This is a genomic window from Burkholderia stabilis (assembly GCF_001742165.1).
Classification (GTDB): domain Bacteria; phylum Pseudomonadota; class Gammaproteobacteria; order Burkholderiales; family Burkholderiaceae; genus Burkholderia; species Burkholderia stabilis.
In genome coordinates this window covers 644,203-662,183 of the sequence record NZ_CP016443.1, presented here as the reverse complement: position 1 = coordinate 662,183, position 17,981 = coordinate 644,203, and the positions used below count along the sequence as shown (strand labels likewise).

Annotated in this window: 17 protein-coding genes; 4 read left to right on the top strand and 13 right to left on the bottom strand. The window is 67.6% G+C overall.

Features of this window, described 5'->3' with window-relative positions; translation table 11 throughout:
- Positions 1-31: 31 nt before the first annotated feature.
- From BBJ41_RS21005 to BBJ41_RS20965, 9 genes are all read right to left on the bottom strand, one after another.
- Positions 32-1,384 (bottom strand): LLM class flavin-dependent oxidoreductase, encoded by a 1,353-nt coding sequence (locus BBJ41_RS21005; protein ID WP_069748250.1) that lies wholly within the window; start codon positions 1,382-1,384, stop codon positions 32-34.
- A 7-nt stretch (positions 1,385-1,391) separates the two neighbouring features.
- On the bottom strand, positions 1,392-2,441 hold the full coding sequence (locus tag BBJ41_RS21000) for an LLM class flavin-dependent oxidoreductase (RefSeq protein ID WP_069748249.1): 1,050 nt from the start codon (positions 2,439-2,441) through the stop codon (positions 1,392-1,394).
- A 50-nt stretch (positions 2,442-2,491) separates the two neighbouring features.
- Positions 2,492-3,439 carry an ABC transporter substrate-binding protein gene (locus BBJ41_RS20995; RefSeq protein ID WP_069748248.1) on the bottom strand — a complete coding sequence of 316 codons (948 nt, stop codon included), beginning with the start codon at positions 3,437-3,439 and terminating at the stop codon, positions 2,492-2,494.
- Positions 3,440-3,489: 50 nt separating this feature from the next.
- Positions 3,490-4,050, bottom strand: coding sequence for a GNAT family N-acetyltransferase (locus BBJ41_RS20990; RefSeq protein ID WP_069748247.1), 561 nt, complete (start codon positions 4,048-4,050; stop codon positions 3,490-3,492).
- A gap of 308 nt (positions 4,051-4,358) precedes the next feature.
- Positions 4,359-4,760, bottom strand: coding sequence for a type II toxin-antitoxin system MqsA family antitoxin (locus BBJ41_RS20985; RefSeq protein WP_069748246.1), 402 nt, complete (start codon positions 4,758-4,760; stop codon positions 4,359-4,361).
- Positions 4,761-4,762: 2 nt separating this feature from the next.
- Positions 4,763-5,059, bottom strand: coding sequence for a type II toxin-antitoxin system MqsR family toxin (locus BBJ41_RS20980; protein WP_069748245.1), 297 nt, complete (start codon positions 5,057-5,059; stop codon positions 4,763-4,765).
- A gap of 106 nt (positions 5,060-5,165) precedes the next feature.
- Positions 5,166-6,200: a succinylglutamate desuccinylase/aspartoacylase family protein gene (locus tag BBJ41_RS20975; protein ID WP_069748244.1), complete on the bottom strand. Its 1,035-nt coding sequence runs from the start codon at positions 6,198-6,200 to the stop codon at positions 5,166-5,168.
- A 253-nt stretch (positions 6,201-6,453) separates the two neighbouring features.
- Positions 6,454-6,729, bottom strand: coding sequence for a hypothetical protein (locus BBJ41_RS20970; RefSeq protein WP_069748243.1), 276 nt, complete (start codon positions 6,727-6,729; stop codon positions 6,454-6,456).
- A gap of 261 nt (positions 6,730-6,990) precedes the next feature.
- On the bottom strand, positions 6,991-8,541 hold the full coding sequence (locus tag BBJ41_RS20965) for a sensor domain-containing diguanylate cyclase (RefSeq protein WP_069748242.1): 1,551 nt from the start codon (positions 8,539-8,541) through the stop codon (positions 6,991-6,993).
- Positions 8,542-9,066: 525 nt separating this feature from the next.
- Here BBJ41_RS20965 and BBJ41_RS20960 point away from each other — a divergent pair.
- Genes BBJ41_RS20960 through BBJ41_RS20950 form a run of 3 tightly spaced genes read left to right on the top strand, consistent with a single transcriptional unit; the run spans position 9,067 to position 13,897 of the window.
- Entirely contained in the window at positions 9,067-11,958 is a 2,892-nt protein-coding gene (locus BBJ41_RS20960) for a xanthine dehydrogenase family protein molybdopterin-binding subunit (protein WP_069748241.1), read from the top strand.
- On the top strand, positions 11,955-12,641 hold the full coding sequence (locus BBJ41_RS20955) for a (2Fe-2S)-binding protein (protein WP_069748240.1): 687 nt from the start codon (positions 11,955-11,957) through the stop codon (positions 12,639-12,641). The genes BBJ41_RS20960 and BBJ41_RS20955 overlap by 4 nt, the downstream gene beginning before the upstream one ends.
- Positions 12,638-13,897 (top strand): cytochrome c, encoded by a 1,260-nt coding sequence (locus tag BBJ41_RS20950; RefSeq protein WP_069748239.1) that lies wholly within the window; start codon positions 12,638-12,640, stop codon positions 13,895-13,897. The genes BBJ41_RS20955 and BBJ41_RS20950 overlap by 4 nt, the downstream gene beginning before the upstream one ends.
- A gap of 92 nt (positions 13,898-13,989) precedes the next feature.
- Here the strand turns inward: BBJ41_RS20950 and BBJ41_RS41220 are convergent, their stop codons facing one another.
- Positions 13,990-14,160, bottom strand: a complete 171-nt coding sequence (locus BBJ41_RS41220; RefSeq protein ID WP_167362209.1) for a hypothetical protein — start codon at positions 14,158-14,160, stop codon at positions 13,990-13,992.
- A gap of 199 nt (positions 14,161-14,359) precedes the next feature.
- Between BBJ41_RS41220 and BBJ41_RS20945 the strand changes: the two genes are divergently transcribed.
- The gene (locus BBJ41_RS20945) at positions 14,360-14,833 is read left to right on the top strand and encodes a hypothetical protein (protein WP_069750299.1); all 474 of its coding nucleotides are present in this window, start codon (positions 14,360-14,362) and stop codon (positions 14,831-14,833) included.
- A gap of 192 nt (positions 14,834-15,025) precedes the next feature.
- On the opposite strand, the gene pal is transcribed toward BBJ41_RS20945, so the two are convergent.
- From pal to BBJ41_RS20930, 3 genes are all read right to left on the bottom strand, one after another.
- Positions 15,026-15,517: a peptidoglycan-associated lipoprotein Pal gene (gene pal, locus BBJ41_RS20940; RefSeq protein ID WP_069748238.1), complete on the bottom strand. Its 492-nt coding sequence runs from the start codon at positions 15,515-15,517 to the stop codon at positions 15,026-15,028.
- Between the two features lie 295 nt (positions 15,518-15,812).
- Positions 15,813-17,024, bottom strand: a complete 1,212-nt coding sequence (locus tag BBJ41_RS20935) for a porin (protein WP_083281930.1) — start codon at positions 17,022-17,024, stop codon at positions 15,813-15,815.
- 262 nt (positions 17,025-17,286) lie between these two features.
- Positions 17,287-17,865 carry a hypothetical protein gene (locus BBJ41_RS20930; RefSeq protein ID WP_069748237.1) on the bottom strand — a complete coding sequence of 193 codons (579 nt, stop codon included), beginning with the start codon at positions 17,863-17,865 and terminating at the stop codon, positions 17,287-17,289.
- Between the last annotated feature and the right edge of the window lie 116 nt (positions 17,866-17,981).

The following is a 17,981-nucleotide window of genomic DNA, read 5'->3' as shown; positions in this document are numbered from 1 at the left end:
CGTATCGGCGCGTGGCCGGGCGGTGCGGGTGTCAGGCGTGCGCTTCGGCCGCCGTCTCCTGCGCCTCGCCGGGCACTGCGTGGCGGCTTGCCTTGCGCGGCAGGCCGAGGTGGTCGCGCAGCGTCGCGCCCGGCAGGTCGCGGCTGTAGCGGCCGCGCGCCTCGAGCGCCGGGATCACGAGCTCGACGAAATCGTCGACACCCTGCGCCTGTACCGGGAAGCCGAGGATGAAGCCGTCGCCGGCGCCCGCGTCGTGCCAGCGGATCAGCTCGTCGGCGACATGCTCGGCCGTGCCGATGAAGTTCGGCCGCGGCGTCGCGACGGCGAGCGCTGTTTCGCGCAGCGTGAGGCCCTGGGTCTTCGCGTCGGCCTTGATCTGGTCGGTGGTCGAGCGGAAGCTGTTGCGGCCCAGCTCGCCGAGTTCCGGGAACGGCGCGTCGAGCGCGTATTGCGTGAAATCGTGGTGATCGAAATAGCGGCCGAGGTACGCGAGCGCGTCGTCGATCGTCAGCAGATTGCGGATCGCCTGGTATTTGTCTTCCGCCTCGGCGGCCGTGCGGCCGACGATCGGCCCGACGCCGGGAAAGATCTTCACGTCGTCGGCGCGGCGCCCGTGCTCGACCGCGCTTTGCTTCACGCGGCGCGTGAACGCGGCCGTTTCGTCGATCGATGGCGAATGCGTGAACACGGCGTCCGCGTACTTGCCCGCGAGCCCGATACCGGTATCGGAGGAGCCGGCCTGGAAGATCACCGGCTGCCCTTGCGGCGAGCGCTGGATGTTCAGCGGGCCCGCGACCTGGAAAAAGCGGCCGTGATGGTCGAGCGTGTGGAGCTTGTCGCGGTCGAAGAAGCGTCCGGTCGCGCGGTCGCGCACGAAGGCGTCGTCGTCCCAGCTGTCCCACAGGCCCTGTACGACGTCGAGGTATTCGTCGGCGATTTCGTAGCGCAGCTCGTGATCGGGATGCGCCTTGCCGAAATTCTTCGCGGTGCCTTCGAGCGGCGTCGTCACGACGTTCCAGCCCGCGCGCCCGCCGCTGATCGCATCGAGCGACGCGAGCTGGCGCGCGACCGTGAACGGTTCGCTGTACGACGTCGAGATCGTGCCCGCGAGCCCGATCTTCTTCGTCGCGACCGCGAGCGCCGACAGCACCGTCAGCGGCTCGAAGCGGTTCAGGAAGTGCGGGATCGACTTCTCGTTGATGTAGAGGCCGTCCGCGACGAACGCGAACGCGATGCCGGCGGCTTCCGCCTTGCGTGCGATGCCGATCGCGAAGTCGAGGTTGATGCTCGCGTCCGGCGGGTTGCTCGGGTGCCGCCATGCGTTCATGTGGCTGCCTGCGCCTTGCAGCATCAGGCCGAAAGGGATCGATCGTCGGGTCGTCATGGGAGCGTCACGCGTTCTGGTCAGGGGAAAGGGAGTGGCTGTCCGCGAGGGCCGCCTGCAATGGCGTGGCCGACAATGCGCCGCCGAGCCATTCGACCGACGCGAGCCGCGCCGCGTAGTCGGTCACCGGCGAATCGATCACGAACGCATCGACGTCGAGCCGCCGGCTCAGTGCATCGAGCGCGCGGTGGATGCGCTCGGGCGTATCGGCGAGCACGGTCGGGCGCAGCTCGTCGATCCGGTAGTCGGACGCGCCGCTTTGCCGCGCGAATTCGGCAGCCGCCTGCGCGCTGCCGAGGTTGAAGCTCTGGCCGCCCGCGAACTGCAGCTTGAAGATCTTCAGCGGCCCGATCTGTCGCTCGGCCTCGTCGCGCGTCGGCGCGGCGACCGCGTACAGCGCGACGAGCGGCCGCGTGCCGCCTGCACTGCGGTAGGCGTCGAGCGAGCGTTCGAGGTTCGCGTCGTCGCCGTTGAAGTGACCCGCGTAGCAGAAGCGCCAGCCGTTGCGCGCGGCGAGCGCGCCGCTGTCCGGCGAGCCGCCGAGCAGGATGCGTTCGGGCAATTGCGGCGGCACCGGCATCGCGACCGCGCCGGCCAGCGGATGGTCTTCGGCGACGCCCCAGCCGAGAAACGCGTCGAGTTCGGCGAGCTGGCCCGCGAAATCGGGCTTGCGCGCCTTGTCGTGAAACCACTGCAGCGCGCGCGTGGTCAGCGGCAACCCGCCGGGCGCCTTGCCGATGCCGAGATCGACGCGGCCCGGCGCGAGCGCGGCCAGCAGCTTGAACGATTCGGCGACCTTGAACGGGCTGTAGTGCTGCAGCATCACGCCGCCAGAACCAACGCGGATGCGCGACGTATGCGCGAGCAGGTGTGCGACGACGATTTCCGGCGCCGAACTGGCGAACCCAGGCGTGCCGTGATGCTCGGCGACCCAGAAGCGCTCGTAGCCGAGCTGCTCGGCGCGTTGCGCGAGCGTCGTGGTGAAGCGCAGCGCGTCGGCGGCGCTCGCGCCGTCGGCGATCGGACTCTTGTCCAGCAACGAAAGCGAATAAGACATGGTGAGCGGTGTTCCTGCGTAGGGCGTGGATGGGCGGTGGGCTCGCGGCGTCAGCTCTTCGGCAGCCCCGGCGGATTCGTGCGCGACTGGTCGATCGCTTCGGATGCGAGGTTCCAGCGGTCGAGCACCTGCTGGTAACGGCCGTTCTTGATCAGCCCGTTCAGCGCGACGGTCAGCGGATCGGCGAGCCCGCTGCCGCGACGCGTCGCGATCGCGATGTCGGCCGTGCGCGGCCAGCCGCCGCTGATCGCGCCGACGAGCCGCGTCTTGCCTTGCTGCGCGCTCTGGTACGCGAGTACCGAGTTCACGCTGAACACGACATCGGCGCGACCCGACTGCACGGCGACGATGCGCATCGCCTGGTCGTCGTAGTACTGGATCTGCACGGGTTTCAGCCCGTGCGCGACGTTCTCGCGGTCCCACGCGAGCAGGATCTTTTCCTGGTTGGTGCCGGCGTCGGTCACGACGCGCAGCCCCGCGACGTCCTTCGGCTCGCGGATCGCCTGGATCTTGCTGTCGTTGCGCACGTAGAAGCCGACCAGATCGTGGCGATACGACGAGAAATCGAATTTCTGCTTGCGCTCCTCGGTGACGGTGACGTTCGAGATCACCGCGTCGACTTTCCCCGATTCGAGCGCGAGCGGCCAGTCGGCCCACGACAGCGCGACGATCTTCAGCTTGCGGCCGAGGCTGTCGGACACGAGCTGGCCGACGTCGGCGTCGAAGCCGATCACCGTGCGCGCGTCGGTCGCATACGAGCTGATCGGCGGCAGGCTCGGCGCGATGCCGATCGTCAGCGTGCCGGGTTCGGCGAACTTGAACGATGCGGGCACCGCGCGCTCGACCGCCGCATCGGCCACGCCGCGCGGGCGGCCGCGCTGCTCGGGGCTCAGGTCGAACGTAGCTGCGGCTGCGGCCGCGGCGAACGCGGTCAGGCCGATCAGCGCGGCGGCCAGCGTGCGCACGGCACGGGAAGAAAGCGGTACGGCTCGTTGCATGAAAACGTCCTGTCGTGGAAAGCGAAATCGGGAAAGCGGGGCAGCCGCGCTCAGCGCGGCAAGACCGGTTCGGGTACGGGCGCCCACAGGTCGGCGAGCGTCGACGTGCGCGACGGATCGCCGAGGTCCTTGCCGAACCGCAGGTGGAAATACGCTTCGGGGTCGATCGACGAATCGAACAGCCGCGTATAGCCGGTGCGGTCGTACAGCGCCCATGCTTCGGGCTGGCGAAAGCCGGTGGTCAGGTAGATGCGGCGGAAGCCTTGCTGCGCGGCGCGCAGTTCGAGCGCTTCGACGATGAGGCGCGCGAGCCCCTGGCGACGCAGGTCCGTGCGGGTCCAGATGCGTTTGAGTTCGGCGGTCTGCGCGTCGTAGCGCTTGAACGCGCCGCCGCCGATCGTCTCGCCGTCGCGCAGCAACAGCACGAACGCGCCTTCGGGCGGCGCGAACAGTTCGGCCGGGTAGCGCGCGAGTTCGTCGCGCGCGGATGCCTGGCTATCGGGCCGGTATGCGTTGTAACGGGTCGAATATTCGTCGATCAGCGCGTCGATCAGCGGCTGGGCGCGGACGTCGAGCGGCGTCGTGTCGATGATGCGGTCGGTCGTGGCCATGGGCATCGCGAAGGGCGCGCGATGCGGACGTTCCTTTCGGGGCGCGGGCACGCGGCCCGTCCGGTCTGTTCCGTTATCGCTGCGCGGTTGTCGTGATGACGGCGGCCGGTGCGGGTTCTGCGATGAATGTGGCGGGCCGCCGCCGTTTTGAACACGTTAGCGGCGCGGCCGGCAAAGGCGAACGAAGCAATTTCGATAAGGATTTCGCGGGGGACGTCAGAAGGCTTGCAGCGGGAGTGGGGAGGGGGCGGAAAGCGCATGCGCTGAAGGTCGGGCTTCACGCATGCGCGATGCTGAAGGGTACGAGCCTATGCGGCCCGCACTTCTGTGAGCAGATCCGGATGGCGATCCAGGATTTTGAACAGCTTCACAAGGGCAAGCGGCGGGTTCGTCTTGCCCGTTTCGTAGCGAGAAAATGCGTTGACGCCGCCACCGAATATTTCGGCCGCCTCGCGCTGATCCAGCATCAGCTTCTTGCGGACCTTCGCAATGAACTTCGGGTCGACGATGGTTGAGTTCACCTGTTTGTTGAACTCGGTGATCGCTTCGCCGAGACGCGTTGCCTCGTCGAGGTCAAGGACCGATTCTCCGCAGGCCGGACAGAAATCACCGGTGATATCGGGGACGACGGTCGATCGACCCTTGTACGTATAGGGAATGTCGCGGGTATCGCGAACCAGTTTGGCGGCGCCGCATGCTGGGCACTTCATTTTCAACGCTCCTTGAAAGACACGATCAGCACATCGTCGATCACGGTGAGTTTCAGGTACACGTCGCCGTTCACGGTGCGACGCTGATAGACGTCTTGCCAGATCGTGTGATCGGCATACGTCGTCATGCTCTTGTGGAAATCGACGGCTGTCAGCGACACGACGACATCGATCGCCTCCTGCTCCGTAAAACCGAGTTGCCGGGCGCCGAATACTGCGCTCGCGGTCAAACGCACCTTGCCGATCTCGACGAGTGTTCTGACTCGGGACAGCTTGCAATGAGGCGTGTTCTTTTCCATCTGCGATCATAACCAAAAGAGTTAATTTGTCAAGTTGGTTAATGGCGCGCATGCAGCCCACCATCATTGGCAGACTGCATGGAAAAGATCGGAATTCGTAGCTGGCCTATTGGCCAACACTCGGCGGCGCCGACAACTCCGCCAGCTGAAACAGGCAATCGCCGCGCCGCACCTGCGCGGGCACGCGCTTGCACACCACTTCGCCGTCGCCCTTGAACCGGTGCAGCATCGGCTCGCGCAACGGCGTATCGGGGAAATGCACCCACGCGGCCGGCTGCCCGGCTTTCACCTGGTCGCCGAGCTCGACGAGCGGCTCATACAGCCCGCGCTCGTACGCATAGACGAAATGGCGATCGCCGTCGACGCGCATGAAGCGCGTGACGGTCGGCGGCGCGTCGGGCACGAGCGCGCCGCGCAGCAGGTCGATATACCCGAGGTAGTGCAGCAGCCCGTGGCGGCCGAGCCGGATCAGCGACGGATCGGCCATGCCTGCGCCGCCGAGTTCCGTCACGATCGAGATCGCGCCTTGCCGGCGCGCGGCCGATGCCGAATGCACCGGGTTCGGCGCATGCAGCAGCGCATTCGGCAACCCGAACGCGACCAGCAGCCCGTTGAGCTTCGCGGCTTCGTCGGCGTCGAGCGGATCGATCGCGAGCATGTTGCCGCCCTGGTACAGCAGCGAGCTGCCGCCCGAATGCAGATCGACCAGATACTGGGCGCGCGACAGCAGCGCGTGTTCGATGTAGTGGGCGATCATCTGCGTCGGCGTGCCGGTCGCATCGCCGGGGAAGCTGCGGTTCAGGTTGCCTTCGTCGAGCGGCGACACGCGCAGGCCCGCGTCCGCCGCGGGGAAGTTCGCCATCGGCAGCAGGATCAACTGCCCGCTGATCATCTCGGGTTCGATCTCGCGTATCAACTGCGACACGATGATCTGGCCTTCGTACTCGTCGCCGTGGTTGCCGGCCATCACGAGCGCGACCGGCCCGTCGCCGTTGCGGATCGATGCGATCGGAATCGGCAGCCACCCGTACGCCGAGCGGTGCACGGAATGCGGCAGCCGCAGGTAGCCCGCGTGCTTGCCTTGCGCGTCGAGATCGATTTCGCAGTGGATGGGGTTGCGCTGAGAGGAGGGAGCGGTCATGGCGGCATCGTGCGATGAACGTAATCCGCCATCTTATCGGGAAACGACCGCCGCGCGCCGCACCGGGGCGCTGATGCCGAATGCCGTCGGCCGGCATGCGCGCGAACGTGCATCAGCGAACCGCATTGCCGATACGCGAAGCCGCGCGCGATGTTGCATCGATGAACGCATGCCGGCGCGCGGGCCGGCTGCATTCGTGCGTCAGGTTGCGCGCCGATCCCTTGCTGCGACAGGCGCAGCGCGTGCGAACGGCTCAGCGGCCCGATGTTTCAGCTTCGAGACGTCCTTCTTCCCACAGTGCCCAGAAACGGCTGCCGGCGCGATACGGATTCGCGCGACGCATGCCGTGATCGGCGACGCCCTGACGGAACGCGCCGTACAGCGTCAGCGGCGGATTGTCGACGCACGCGGCTTCGCGGGCGGCCGGCACGCGGCGTTCCGAAACGAGCCGACGGATCAGCGATTCGCCGTCGATCACGGCCTGTTCGTCAATCGTTTCGTTGCGGCTGAGGACTTCGACGGTATTCATGTTGGGTCTCCCTGACAACCTGTTTCCCTGACAGGGAGCAATAAGAGTGCCAGCCATGAAAAGCCGCGCGCTGCATCGATCGTGCCGGCTTCTGCGGCTAACGCGATGCGTGACGGACCGCGATGTTACGGAACACGTCACGTGACATGGAACGACGCAACGCCACGCGCGGGTACGCCGCGCCATGCAAAGCGTTTCGAAAATGAATCGTCGGGAGGAAGCGGACGGCGGCGCCGGGACGCTCGTGCGAGCGCGGCCGGGTCAGTTCGCGGTGGCGGGTGCCACGCGCCGGCTGCCGCTCGAATAGAAGCGGTAGATGCCCTTGCCGGCCGACTTCGCATCGTACAGCGCGCTGTCGGCCTGCCGGATCAGTTCGTCGGGGGAGCCGTGCCCGTCGTCGAGCGCGATGCCGATGCTGATCCCGAGGGTGACGATCTCGCCGATCGACAGCGTGTACGGCGCCGAGATCTGCCGGATGATCCGCGCGGCGAGGATCGAGCACGCCTGCATCGTCGTGTCGTCGATCGCGACGACGAACTCGTCGCCGCCGATGCGCGCGGCCAGTTCGCCGGGCGGCAGCGTCTTGCCGAGCCGCTCGGCGACCTGCGTGAGCACCTCGTCGCCGGCCTGGTGGCCGAACCTGTCGTTGATCGCCTTGAAACCGTCGAGGTCGAGATACATGACGGCGAGCGCGGGGCCCGGCATGCGCGGCCGACGCGCGAGCATCCGCTTGAGCTCGGCATGCAGTTCGTGGCGGTTCGGCAAACCTGTGAGCGCGTCGTGTCGCGCGAGGTGCCGGATGTGCTGCTCGGTCTGGCGGCGCGCGGTGACGTCCTCGACGATGATCACCGCGTTGCCGTCCGGCACGCGGTGGCGCGTCAGTTCGAGCTGGCGGCCGTCGGCGAGCGCGATGTCGAACGGCGCGGGTTCCTCGCGGTTCAGCCAGACGGCGCACAGCGCGGCGAGGCCGCCGTCGCCCGGATCGGTCACGGCGTTTGCGCCGAGTGCCGCGACGACGTCGGGCAGCGGCGTATCGAGCATGATCTCGCGCGGCGAGCCGAACAGTTGCGCGGTGCGCCGGTTCGCGACGATCACGCGCGTCTCGCCGTCGATCATGCACAGGCCGTGCGGCATATAGGTCAGTGCCGCGTCGAAGCGCGCGACGAGTTCGGCGTTGCGCTGGCGCGCGGCGATCAGTGCGACGAGCACGCGGTAGTGGCGCTGGACGACCGTGCGCATGGCCGCGAGATAGATGACGAGCGGCGGCAGCAGCAGCCACGCGCCCGGCCGGTCGGCGAGCAACGCGCCGACGCCGATCGGCAGCACGCCGAGCGTGACCTGCGTCATCGCGAGCCGCGGCAGCGCCGAATTGCGCGATGCGATTCCGCCGAACACGCCGCCCGCGACCATCACCGACAACGTGCCGAGCTCGACGTCGACGGCGTCCACGCAGCCCATCACGCCGAGGCCGAGCACGAAGCAGGCGGCGAGCGACACGGGCGCATAGCGCATCGCCCAGTATTCGGCGCGATCGTTGCCGACGTTGCGCTGCACCGCATAGGCACGCGCGATCGCGAGCCGCGCGGCGAGCAGGCTGACGTCGGCGACGAGCCACACGAGACACCAGAGCTGCTGCAGCCGGACCAGTGCAATGGCCGCGACGAAGCCGCTCGCGAGCCCGGACAGCGCCATCGGGCGCACGTCCTCGAACAGCGTGACGAGCATCGACGGGCGAAGCGCGGCCGTCACACGGTGGTTGCCGGAGGGAGGAGTGGCGAGAACGGAGTTCAGGAGAGGCGCCCTGACTGCCATGGTTTTTGACCTCGACACGATGTCGCGATGGCTGGCGGCGCCCGCACGGCACGTGGCGGAAGCACCGGCCAGGCCGGATGCGCACGACATTACCATGAAACATGCGCGGCGCGGAGCGTGCGGGCACGGCCTCCGGACTGGCCGGCGGGCATCGGCCGCTAGTCGTAAACCACGCCTGCGAAAGTCTTGCGCATTCGACGGCGCGAAGGCAGCATCGTTGCAAACGAGACCGATGTGCGGCGGCCGACCGGAGACCGGCCGCGATGCGTGGCGCGCTTGCGCGACGACTGGCATCGCCGGCGGCATGAAGCCGGTGCGGCGCTACGCAAACGCATGCAAATCGTCGGCTGATTGCGCGCCGCGACCGGCCGCCGCAGCCCGGCTGAATTTCGTTATAAGGAATTCAATAAGTATTTCATGCGGGAAATACTATAGGCGATATATCTAAAACAATGCCAGAATGCGCGCCGCTCCGAACGCCGCGACACCCGATCGCCGTCCGAGCCGCATCAGGAGGTTCCCCCAATGAAAAACCACGGCCTGTCACGGCGGGGTTTTCTGAAGGCCAGCGTGCTGGCGGGCGTTGCAGTGTATGTCGCGCCCCTGGGCAGCCGCGCATTCGCGGCGCTCTTCGAAGAAAAACTCCTCACCCCCGTCAAATGGGATAGCGTTACCGGCATCCCCCAATTCCGCATCGACGGCATCGCGAAGGTCACGGGCTCGAAAGTGTTCGCCCGCGACGTCCGCGCGGCCGACATGCCGCACTGGCCGCAGCAGCAGTCGCATGCGCTGATCCTGCGCGTCACGCAGGCCGATCGCACCTACGAAGGTTTCGACCTTTCGCTGCTCGGCGACGAACTGAAGCCGGACCGCGTGGTCACGGCCGACGATCTCGCGCGCGACGGCGTCGCATTCCCGACGTTCTACGGCGACGACATGCTGTTGCCGGCCGGCAAGACGCCCGCGTATCTCGGCCATGCGGTCGCGATCCTCATCTATCACGACTTCGCGCGCTTCCGCTTCGCGAAGAACGCGCTCAAGTTCCGCGACGACGTGATCCGCTACGGCGCGGTCACGGGCCCGCTCGAACGCGACCCGTGGGGCACCTTCCGCTACGTGCGCGTGGGCGGCAAGACGGCCTATGACGACGACGTCTATTCGAGCCTGAAGGACGCGCCGATCTTCCCGAGCATGATGCGCAAGCACCTGCCGGTGTGGCCGGACGGCAAGGAGCACGGCAAGCTCGACGAGCAGGGCATGTTCCTGGCGGGACAGATCGCCAGCGAGCTCGATCATCCGTCCGCCGACTGGCTCGTGTTCGACCGCGAGTACAACACGCAATCGGTCGACACGGCCGCGCTCGAACCCGACAACGCGAACTGCTGGTACGACGCCGCGACGCAGTCGATGCACCTCGTCGTGCCGACGCAGTCGCCGCTCGAGGTGGCGGAGAACGCGGCCGCGATGGTCGCGAAATGCCGCTTCCCGGTGAAGAAGCTGTTCGTGCACCCGTGCTACACGGTCGGCTACGGCTCGAAGGATCACTTCAACGTACCGTTCTACGGGCTCGTCTGCGCGCTGTACGCCGACGGCCGCCCGGTGCGTTTCGCGAACGACCGCTACGAGCAGTTCCAGACGTCGCTGAAGCGTCACGCGTTCAAGATGCACTACCGGATCGCCGTCGACCGCAACACGGGCCTGCTGCAGTCGTTCAAGGGCGACTTCGAGGCGAACGGCGGCGGCCGCATGAACTTCTCGCCGTCGGTGGCGATGGTCGGCGCAACGGCCGCGCAGTCGATCTATTACTTCCCGAAGAGCGACCTGGCCTCGGTCGCGATCGCGTCGCGTGCGATCGACGCCGGCTCCGCACGCGGCTACGGCACGCTGCAGAGCATGGCCGCGACCGAGATGGCGGTCGACGAGATCGCCGCGCAACTGAACATCGACCCGATCGATTTCCGCCTGCGCAACGCGCTGCGTTCGGGGATGAAGAACACGCAGGGTGCGATTCCCGCCGGCGCGCTGCGCGTCGATGAAGTGCTGGAGCGCGCGAAGCAGCATCCGCTGTGGACGCACCGCGTCGCGCGCAAGGCCGAATTCGAGGCCGCGAACCCGGGCAAGCGCTACGGCGTTGGCTTCGCATGCGTGCAGAAGGACTTCGGCACGGGCGCGGAAGCGTCGTTCGCGAAGGTCGAATTCGACGAGCACGGCAAGGTGTCGCTGCGGCATACGGCGGCCGAGATCGGCACCGGGATGTCGACGTCGCAGGCCGTCGCGGTCGCGAAGTGGCTCGGCCGCCCGGCGACGGACGTGCAGGTCGCCGTGACCGAGTGGCCTGACCTGCCGGTCGAGACGAGCGGCGATCCGTACCTGATGTCGCAGGCCGACCAGGATCGGCTCAGCGCGAACCCGCGCTGGTCGCCGAACTACGCATCGCCGTCGAGCGCGACGAACTCGGCTTACTACTTCACGCACAGCACGCGCGAAGCCGCGCGCGCGGTGTTCCGCTACGGGCTGTGGCCGGCCGCGATGTCGATCTGGACGCGCGGCCTCGGCGGCGGCCAGGCCGCGCCGTACACGATCCGCATCGAGGACGCGCGCTGGGTCGACGGCAAGCTGACCGCCGACGGCCTCGAGCCGCTGACGTTCGAACAGCTCGCGAAGCAGGCGCATGCGCTCGGCCTGCCGACCGGCGCCGTCGTGCACGTGTTCAACCGCTGGCAATGGACCGACGCCGAGTTCGAAGTGGGCGGTACGGTCGAACGCTTGCCGGTCGACGGGCTGTCGCTGCGCGTCGGCGCGCCGAAGACGGGCGACAAGGCGGGTGACGACAACGGCCCGGTGCCGGGCACCGCCGCACCGGCCGGCGCGACCGCGATGCGCGGCACGCTGCCGCCGACCGCGAACGGCTACCGCGTGCTGGACCGCAAGCGCGTGTTCATCCCGCCGACGAGCCGCAACAACGCGGCCGTCACGTACTACACGGCCGTCGGCACGCTCGTCGAACTGGCCGTGCACGAAGCGACCGGCAAGGTCGAGCTGATCACGCATCACTCGATCATGGAGTGCGGCAACCAGATCTCGCCGCAGCTCGTGTCGGGCCAGTTGCAGGGCGGCCTCGCGATGGGCATCGGCCACGCGCTGCACGAATACCTGCCGCTCTACGAGGACGGCCCCGGCAACGGCACGTGGAACTTCAACCGTTACCAGCTGCCGCGCGCATCCGACGTCGCCGTGTGGTCGCAGACGGGCGACATCCTGCCGCCGCTGTCCGAGACCGATCCGCCGAAGGGCGTCGCCGAAGTGGTGATGATTCCCGTCGTCGGCGCGATCGTGAACGGCATCGCGCACGCGATCGGCCATCGTTTCACCGACTTGCCGGTGACCCCGCAAAAGATTCAGGAGGTGCTCGCATGACGACCGCCCAAACCGCGGCTTCGGCCGCGAGCGCCAGCGCGGCTGCGACCGGCGCTTCCGCACCGGACGCGGCTTCGGCTGCGCCGGCATCCGCCCCGGCTGCTGCGCCGGCCGCCGTCGAGCGTCCGCTCGTCCGGTTCCAGCAGAAGCCGCTGTCGGTCAAGATCAACGGCAAGTCCGTCGGCCCGATGCAGGTGCCGGAAGGGCTGATGATGATCGAGTTCCTGCACGAGTACGCGGGCCTCACCGGCTCGCGGCTCGGCTGCGGGCAGGGCATCTGCCACGCCTGTGTCGTGATCGTCGACAAGCCGGACGGCACGAGCGAGGAAATGCGCACCTGCATCACCGGCGCGCACTTCTTCCACGGCCGCTCGATCCGCACGATCGAAGGCCACGCGAAGCGCAACGACGCGGGCGAAGTGGTCGAGCTGTCGCCGATCCAGCAGAAGTTCCTCGAGCACTTCAGCTTCCAGTGCGGCTACTGCACGCCGGGCTTCGTCAACGCGGCGACCGTGCTGATCGAGCGCCTGAAGCGCGAACCGGTCGCGAAGGCCGACGTCGAGCGCACGATCACCGAGGCACTCGACGCGCACATCTGCCGCTGCACGGGCTACGTCCGCTACTACGAAGCCGTGAAGGACGTGGTGCTGACGACGCCGGGACTCGTGAAGGACGCCGCATGAAACGCACATTCGCCCATCGTGTCGCGCGGGCCGCGGGCCTGCCCGCGCTCGCGGCCGCCTGCGCGCTGCTGCTCGCCGCCTGCGGCGGCCACGACGCGCCTGCCTCGAGCGCGGCGTCCGGCGCGCCCGGCGCCGACCAGGTCGCGCGCGGCCGTTATCTCGTCAAGGCCGCCGACTGCGCGGCGTGCCACACCGCGAAGGACGGCGCGCCGTTCGCCGGCGGCGCGGCGCTCGAATCGCCGTTCGGCACGTTCTACGGTTCGAACATCACGCCCGACAAGGATCACGGGATCGGCAACTGGAGCGCGGACGATTTCTACGCCGCGCTGCACGACGGCAAGGCACCGGGCAAGCGCCTGTATCCGTCGATGCCGTACACGTCCTACCGGCAGCTCACGCGCGCCGACGCCGACGCGATGTACGCGTACCTGAAGACGGTCAAGCCGGTTGCACAGGAAAACCGCGCGCACGACCTGAAGTTCCCGTACAACCTGCGCTTCGGCATGGTGTTCTGGGACATGGTGTTCCTGAAGGACAGCCTGCCGGACGCGTCGGTCGGGCAATCCGCCGACTGGCAGCGCGGCCGCTATCTCGCGGGCGCGCTCGGCCACTGCGCGGAATGCCATACGCCGCGCGCGTTCACGGGCCAGCTCGACAGCGCGAAACCGTTCACGGGCGCCGCGCTCGGCCGCGTGGCCGCACCCGACATCACGCCGGCCGGTCTTGCCGCGCGCGGCTGGACGGGCGCGGACCTGCAGACGTTCTTCGGCGTCGGCATCGCGCCGCAAGGCTCGGCGTTCGGCGAGATGTATCCGGTCGTGCACCTGAGCACGCAGTACATGACGAAGGACGACCTGCGCGCGCTGTCCGTGTATCTGCTCGGCGATACGCCTCCGGCGCCGCAACCCGTGAAGCCGGTGTCGGCCGACGCCGCACAGCTCGCGGCCGGGCGCTCGGTGTATCTCGCGGTCTGCGCGGGCTGTCACGGCTTCAACGGTGAAGGCAAGCCGCACGTCGCGGTGCCGATGAACGGCAACTCGACAGTGCGTCAGGGCGACCCGCGCAACCTGCTGGTCGCGATGCTCGACGGCATCGACGAGCAGAAGTTTGCCGGCCTCGAAAACCTGCAGCCGATGCCGGGTTTCGCGCACACGCTGAGCGACGACGAACTCGCGCAGCTCGCGAACTACCTGCGCGCGACGTGGGGCGGCCAACCCGCGAGCGTCACGCCGGCCGACGTGAAGGCCATGCGTTAAGTCGTGCCTCGGGGTGGGGCGTCGCGTGCGATGCAGCCGGTTTCCGGCATGTCGCGCGCGATGCGCCCCCCGACTTTTTTCGCGGCGGCGCGTCAGTAACCGCTGCCACCTCCGCCACCACCGCCGCTGCCTCCCGAACCGCCGCCGCCGTACCGGCTCATGCCCGGTCCCTGCGAAACGCCGCTGCCCGACGACGTACATCCCGCCGACAGCACGAGCATCAGTGCCGCGATCAGCGCCGCGGCCAATGTTGCCGATTTCATTTCGATCTCCTTTCGACGCACAGGCCGCACCACAGGCCGGTTCGTGCGAACCGGCGCCTGCGCGATGATGTAACGCGTCGCGGCGGGCGTTTATTCCATGCTTTTTGCGTATCGTGGCGCGATGGTGCCGGATCGCATGCATGGCTCGGCGACTTGGTACACTCCGGCACGCCGCCATTCCGATTACGAACATAAAAACATGAGTGCCACCGTCGATCGTCCGCCGCGCAAACCGCTGCGCGCGTCCAGTCCCGTTGTGTTCGGTTGTTTGTCGTTTGCGTTCGGCGGACCGCTCGTCGCGGCGCTGGTCTGGCCGTCCGTGATGCTGATCGCGTGGTCGGTGATCCACGGCCCGCAGTGGGATCTTCTGAAAGCCTGCGCCGGCATGGCGCTGATGGTTTTTGTCGCGTCGTTCGTATTCGGCTATTTCCTGCCCGCGGCGGTTGCGGGCGGCATCATGGGCGCGATCGGCACGCGTATCCGGCGGCGCTGGTTCGTGCTGCTGGGGATCGTCGTGGGCACCGGCGCGATGCTCGGCTACGTCTTGCTCGTGACCTATCTGCTGGGGGACAACGATATCGGCGGCATCAACGTGATCGCGACGCTCGATTCGTTCGTGACGTCGGGCGTGATGTCGCACTGGCTGCATCGGCGGCTCGAACGCTTGCGTTGAGTATGGCTGCGCGCGTCGCGCATGCGATCCGCACGTCGCGCGATCCTTCACAGCGACGCGCGAAATTCCGGTCGGCGGCACATTGCGCCGCCGCCGCTTTTGACGGGTGTTTCGGGATGCGGCCGTAACCCGGCCGCCCGCGGCCTGCGATGCGCTGCGTGAAGCGAATGCCGCCGTCGCGGCGGCATCCGGTCAACGATAGACGAGATCGGCGCGACGATTCTGCGCCCACGCATCTTCGTCGTGACCGAGTGCGACCGGCTTTTCCTTGCCGAGGCTGACCGCCTCCAGTTGCGTGGCCGGCACGCCGAGCGTTTCGAGCGCGCTCATCACGGCCTGCGAGCGGCGTTCGCCGAGTGCGAGGTTGTATTCGGACGTGCCGCGTTCGTCGGTATTGCCCTGGATCAGCACGTGCCGCGCCGGATGACTGCGCAGGTAGTCGGCGTGCGCCTGCAGCAGCGACTGGTATTCGGGCTTGACGGAGTAGTTGTCGAAATCGAAGTAGACGCTGCGCTTCGCGAGCGGGCTGTTCGGGTTGTCGAGATCGTCGGCCGTGACCGTTGCGACGGTTTCGCTCGAGGGCGTCGGCGCCATGCCGGCATTCTCGGGCGTTTTCGCCGCCTGGTGGCAACCGGCCAGCACGGCAAGGGCTGCAATGATCGCAAATCGGCTCGTTGTGCTCATCGTTCTCTCCTGCGGTTGACTGCGTTGAGAGCGTGGTGCGTGCAATCTGCAACGTCACGTATCCGGCCGCAGCGGCGCGAAAGTGCCGGCTCTGTCACGCGATGCGTTTCGTAAGCCGGCGGGACGCCTTATGAAAGAGTGTTGCGGCCGAAGCACCGAAATAACGGCGCCGCTGCATCCAGATTAGGAAAAATGTCACAGCGTGACCAGTTTCTCCGCATTTTTTGCGTCGATGCGACAGTCCGGGACACGCCCTTGCGCGTGCAGGCGACGACGCAGGCAGCGCGCCGTGTCGTCAGAACTTGTGGCGCAAACCCAGCGCGACGACGACCTGGTTGCTGTTCGCCGACGGCGTCAGCGTCCAGACGGTCGCGTTGAATGCCGGATTGCCGTTGCCGCCGCTCACGCTCTGATAGACGCCTTCGAGATACGCGTCCGTGCGCTTCGACAGCGCATAGTCGGCCTGTGCGACGACCTGGTTCCACTTCGGGCGCGTCTGGCCGGTGCGCGTGTCGAAGCGGCCCATCGTGTAGGTGTACGCGGCTGACAGGCTCAATGCGCGGGTCACGAAGAAGCTTCCGTCGATCGAGAAATTGTCGAACACCAGCGATTCGCCCTTCAGCGGCGCGATGTTGGCGCCCTGGAGCACGCCCGTCACGCCGTCGGTGGTCGAGTGCGACCAGGCTGCGCCGACCGAATGCGGCCCGAATGCATAACGACCGGCCACGGCCCAGATCTGCTGGTTGCCGCCGGTGATCGTCGCCGAGCCGTCGACCGTGCTCAGTGCGCCGTCCGGGTTCGGCGCATTGCGGTCGCGGCTGATCTTCAGGTAGCCCGCGCCGAGCTTCAGCGGCCCGTTCGCGTACGACACCCCCGCGCTCCACGCCGCGTTGTTGCTGAACTGGCCGGCCGTGTTCGAAAAGCCGTACATCGCGCCGAATCGCAGCCCGTGGTACGTCGGGCTCGTGTACTTCACCGCCTGGTTGATGCGCAGGTTGCGGTTCGAATCGTCGTTGTCGTACGGGTGAACCGCGAGGTTGCCGCCCCAGCCGGGCCCAGAGGCGCCAAGCGGCGTCACGAAATCGAGGATCAGGTCGTACTGGCGGCCGAACGTGAGCGCGCCAGCCGTCTTCGAACTCAAACCGACCCACGCCTGGCGGCCGAACATGTCGACGCCTTTCTGCGACAGCTTGCCGGTGGTGCCCGAGAAGCCGTTTTCGAGCGCGAAGATCGCGGCCATTCCGCCGCCGAGATCCTCGCGGCCGCGCAGCCCCCAGCGCGATGCGTTCAGCGCGCCGCTCGTCATCGCGACGGCGCCGCTGCCGGGCGAGCCGGCGCCTTGCGTGCGCTGGTTGGTTGCGTAGGTAATCGACGTATCGATCAGGCCGTACAGCGTGACGCTGCTCTGTGCGTGCGCGATACCCGGCGCGAAGCCGGTCAGACATGCGGCAATGACGGTCCCCGCGACGCGTGCGTTGGCGTGCTTGTTCATCTGGTAGGAATGCATAGGAGTTTTTATCGTTTGTCCGGCCCGGTGGCCGGCGGGTCGCGCCGGCGCGCCGGCCGACGGATCGAGCGGCCATTATTGGAGATCGGGCGACGCTCGATTAAGGCGCTGCACAGGAAAGGTCCTCTGCGAAATCGCGCGGAATCGCGGCGGCGGTGCCGGGGATTCGGGCGGGAACGGGAGGCGGAAGGCGGGAGGTACGTCGCGGCGCTGGCTGTGCCGGGCGGCGCGAGCCGCAGTTGCGCGCTCGGCTGTCGAGCGATCAGCGACGCGCAACCGGCAGCGCGGCTTCGACGCCGCCGCTGCGATACGCGGCACGAACGGCAATTGCCCTGGCGTCGAGCGCTTCAGGCGAGTGGCAGCGTCTCAGGCGGACGACGACGCGCGGCAGGACCGACAGCTGATCGCGCAGGCGCACGATCGATTGGCAGCACGAGAAGGCCGACGACCGCGCATCGCGGCTCGACGCGGCTTCGGCGAGCTCGGCCGACCATGCGACACCGCGATGGCGCCTGGCCTCGTCGAGGTGCGGCAGGTAGCGTGCGTCGCCGGAGAGCGCGATCAGCAGCGCGGCCCAGTGCGCGCCGCGCCACCCGTGGCTGATGTCGCACGTCAGGTCGGCCAGCAACGCGTCGTCCAGCACGGACAGGCTTTGCTGGCAAAGGTAGTGGAAGTCGAGCGGTTGATAGCGGACATGCGGATAGTCGCGCAACACGTGCCCGAGTTCGACGCCGGCATCGACGGCGGCCGCCAGGAAGCGTTCGGCCGGAGCCGGGCGGTTCAGCTTCAGTGTCGGCACGCTCAGGAAAAGCCGGCTGATGTCGTCGGGGTGGTAGTGCATGGCGCATGTCGTAATGGTCGTTCGGCAGCACGTGCTCTCGGCAACGTTCGCTCCCGGCGGATACGGCGCCCCGACCGAATCGATGAAGGGCCGCAGCTATCCGCCGCGACGGCGGC

Bases quoted from the DNA above. Each gene is read 5' to 3' on its own strand.
- BBJ41_RS21005 (WP_069748250.1), bottom strand. From the start codon at position 1,384: ATGACGACCCGACGATCGATCCCTTTCGGCCTGATGCTGCAAGGCGCA.
- BBJ41_RS20945 (WP_069750299.1), top strand. From the start codon at position 14,360: ATGAGTGCCACCGTCGATCGTCCGCCGCGCAAACCGCTGCGCGCGTCC.
- BBJ41_RS20960 (WP_069748241.1), top strand. From the start codon at position 9,067: ATGAAAAACCACGGCCTGTCACGGCGGGGTTTTCTGAAGGCCAGCGTG.
- BBJ41_RS20985 (WP_069748246.1), bottom strand. From the start codon at position 4,760: ATGAAGTGCCCAGCATGCGGCGCCGCCAAACTGGTTCGCGATACCCGC.
- BBJ41_RS21000 (WP_069748249.1), bottom strand. From the start codon at position 2,441: ATGTCTTATTCGCTTTCGTTGCTGGACAAGAGTCCGATCGCCGACGGC.
- pal (WP_069748238.1), bottom strand. From the start codon at position 15,517: ATGAGCACAACGAGCCGATTTGCGATCATTGCAGCCCTTGCCGTGCTG.
- BBJ41_RS20955 (WP_069748240.1), top strand. From the start codon at position 11,955: ATGACGACCGCCCAAACCGCGGCTTCGGCCGCGAGCGCCAGCGCGGCT.
- BBJ41_RS20930 (WP_069748237.1), bottom strand. From the start codon at position 17,865: ATGCACTACCACCCCGACGACATCAGCCGGCTTTTCCTGAGCGTGCCG.
- BBJ41_RS41220 (WP_167362209.1), bottom strand. From the start codon at position 14,160: ATGAAATCGGCAACATTGGCCGCGGCGCTGATCGCGGCACTGATGCTC.
- BBJ41_RS20990 (WP_069748247.1), bottom strand. From the start codon at position 4,050: ATGGCCACGACCGACCGCATCATCGACACGACGCCGCTCGACGTCCGC.
- BBJ41_RS20975 (WP_069748244.1), bottom strand. From the start codon at position 6,200: ATGACCGCTCCCTCCTCTCAGCGCAACCCCATCCACTGCGAAATCGAT.
- BBJ41_RS20980 (WP_069748245.1), bottom strand. From the start codon at position 5,059: ATGGAAAAGAACACGCCTCATTGCAAGCTGTCCCGAGTCAGAACACTC.
- BBJ41_RS20935 (WP_083281930.1), bottom strand. From the start codon at position 17,024: ATGCATTCCTACCAGATGAACAAGCACGCCAACGCACGCGTCGCGGGG.
- BBJ41_RS20995 (WP_069748248.1), bottom strand. From the start codon at position 3,439: ATGCAACGAGCCGTACCGCTTTCTTCCCGTGCCGTGCGCACGCTGGCC.
- BBJ41_RS20950 (WP_069748239.1), top strand. From the start codon at position 12,638: ATGAAACGCACATTCGCCCATCGTGTCGCGCGGGCCGCGGGCCTGCCC.
- BBJ41_RS20970 (WP_069748243.1), bottom strand. From the start codon at position 6,729: ATGAATACCGTCGAAGTCCTCAGCCGCAACGAAACGATTGACGAACAG.
- BBJ41_RS20965 (WP_069748242.1), bottom strand. From the start codon at position 8,541: ATGGCAGTCAGGGCGCCTCTCCTGAACTCCGTTCTCGCCACTCCTCCC.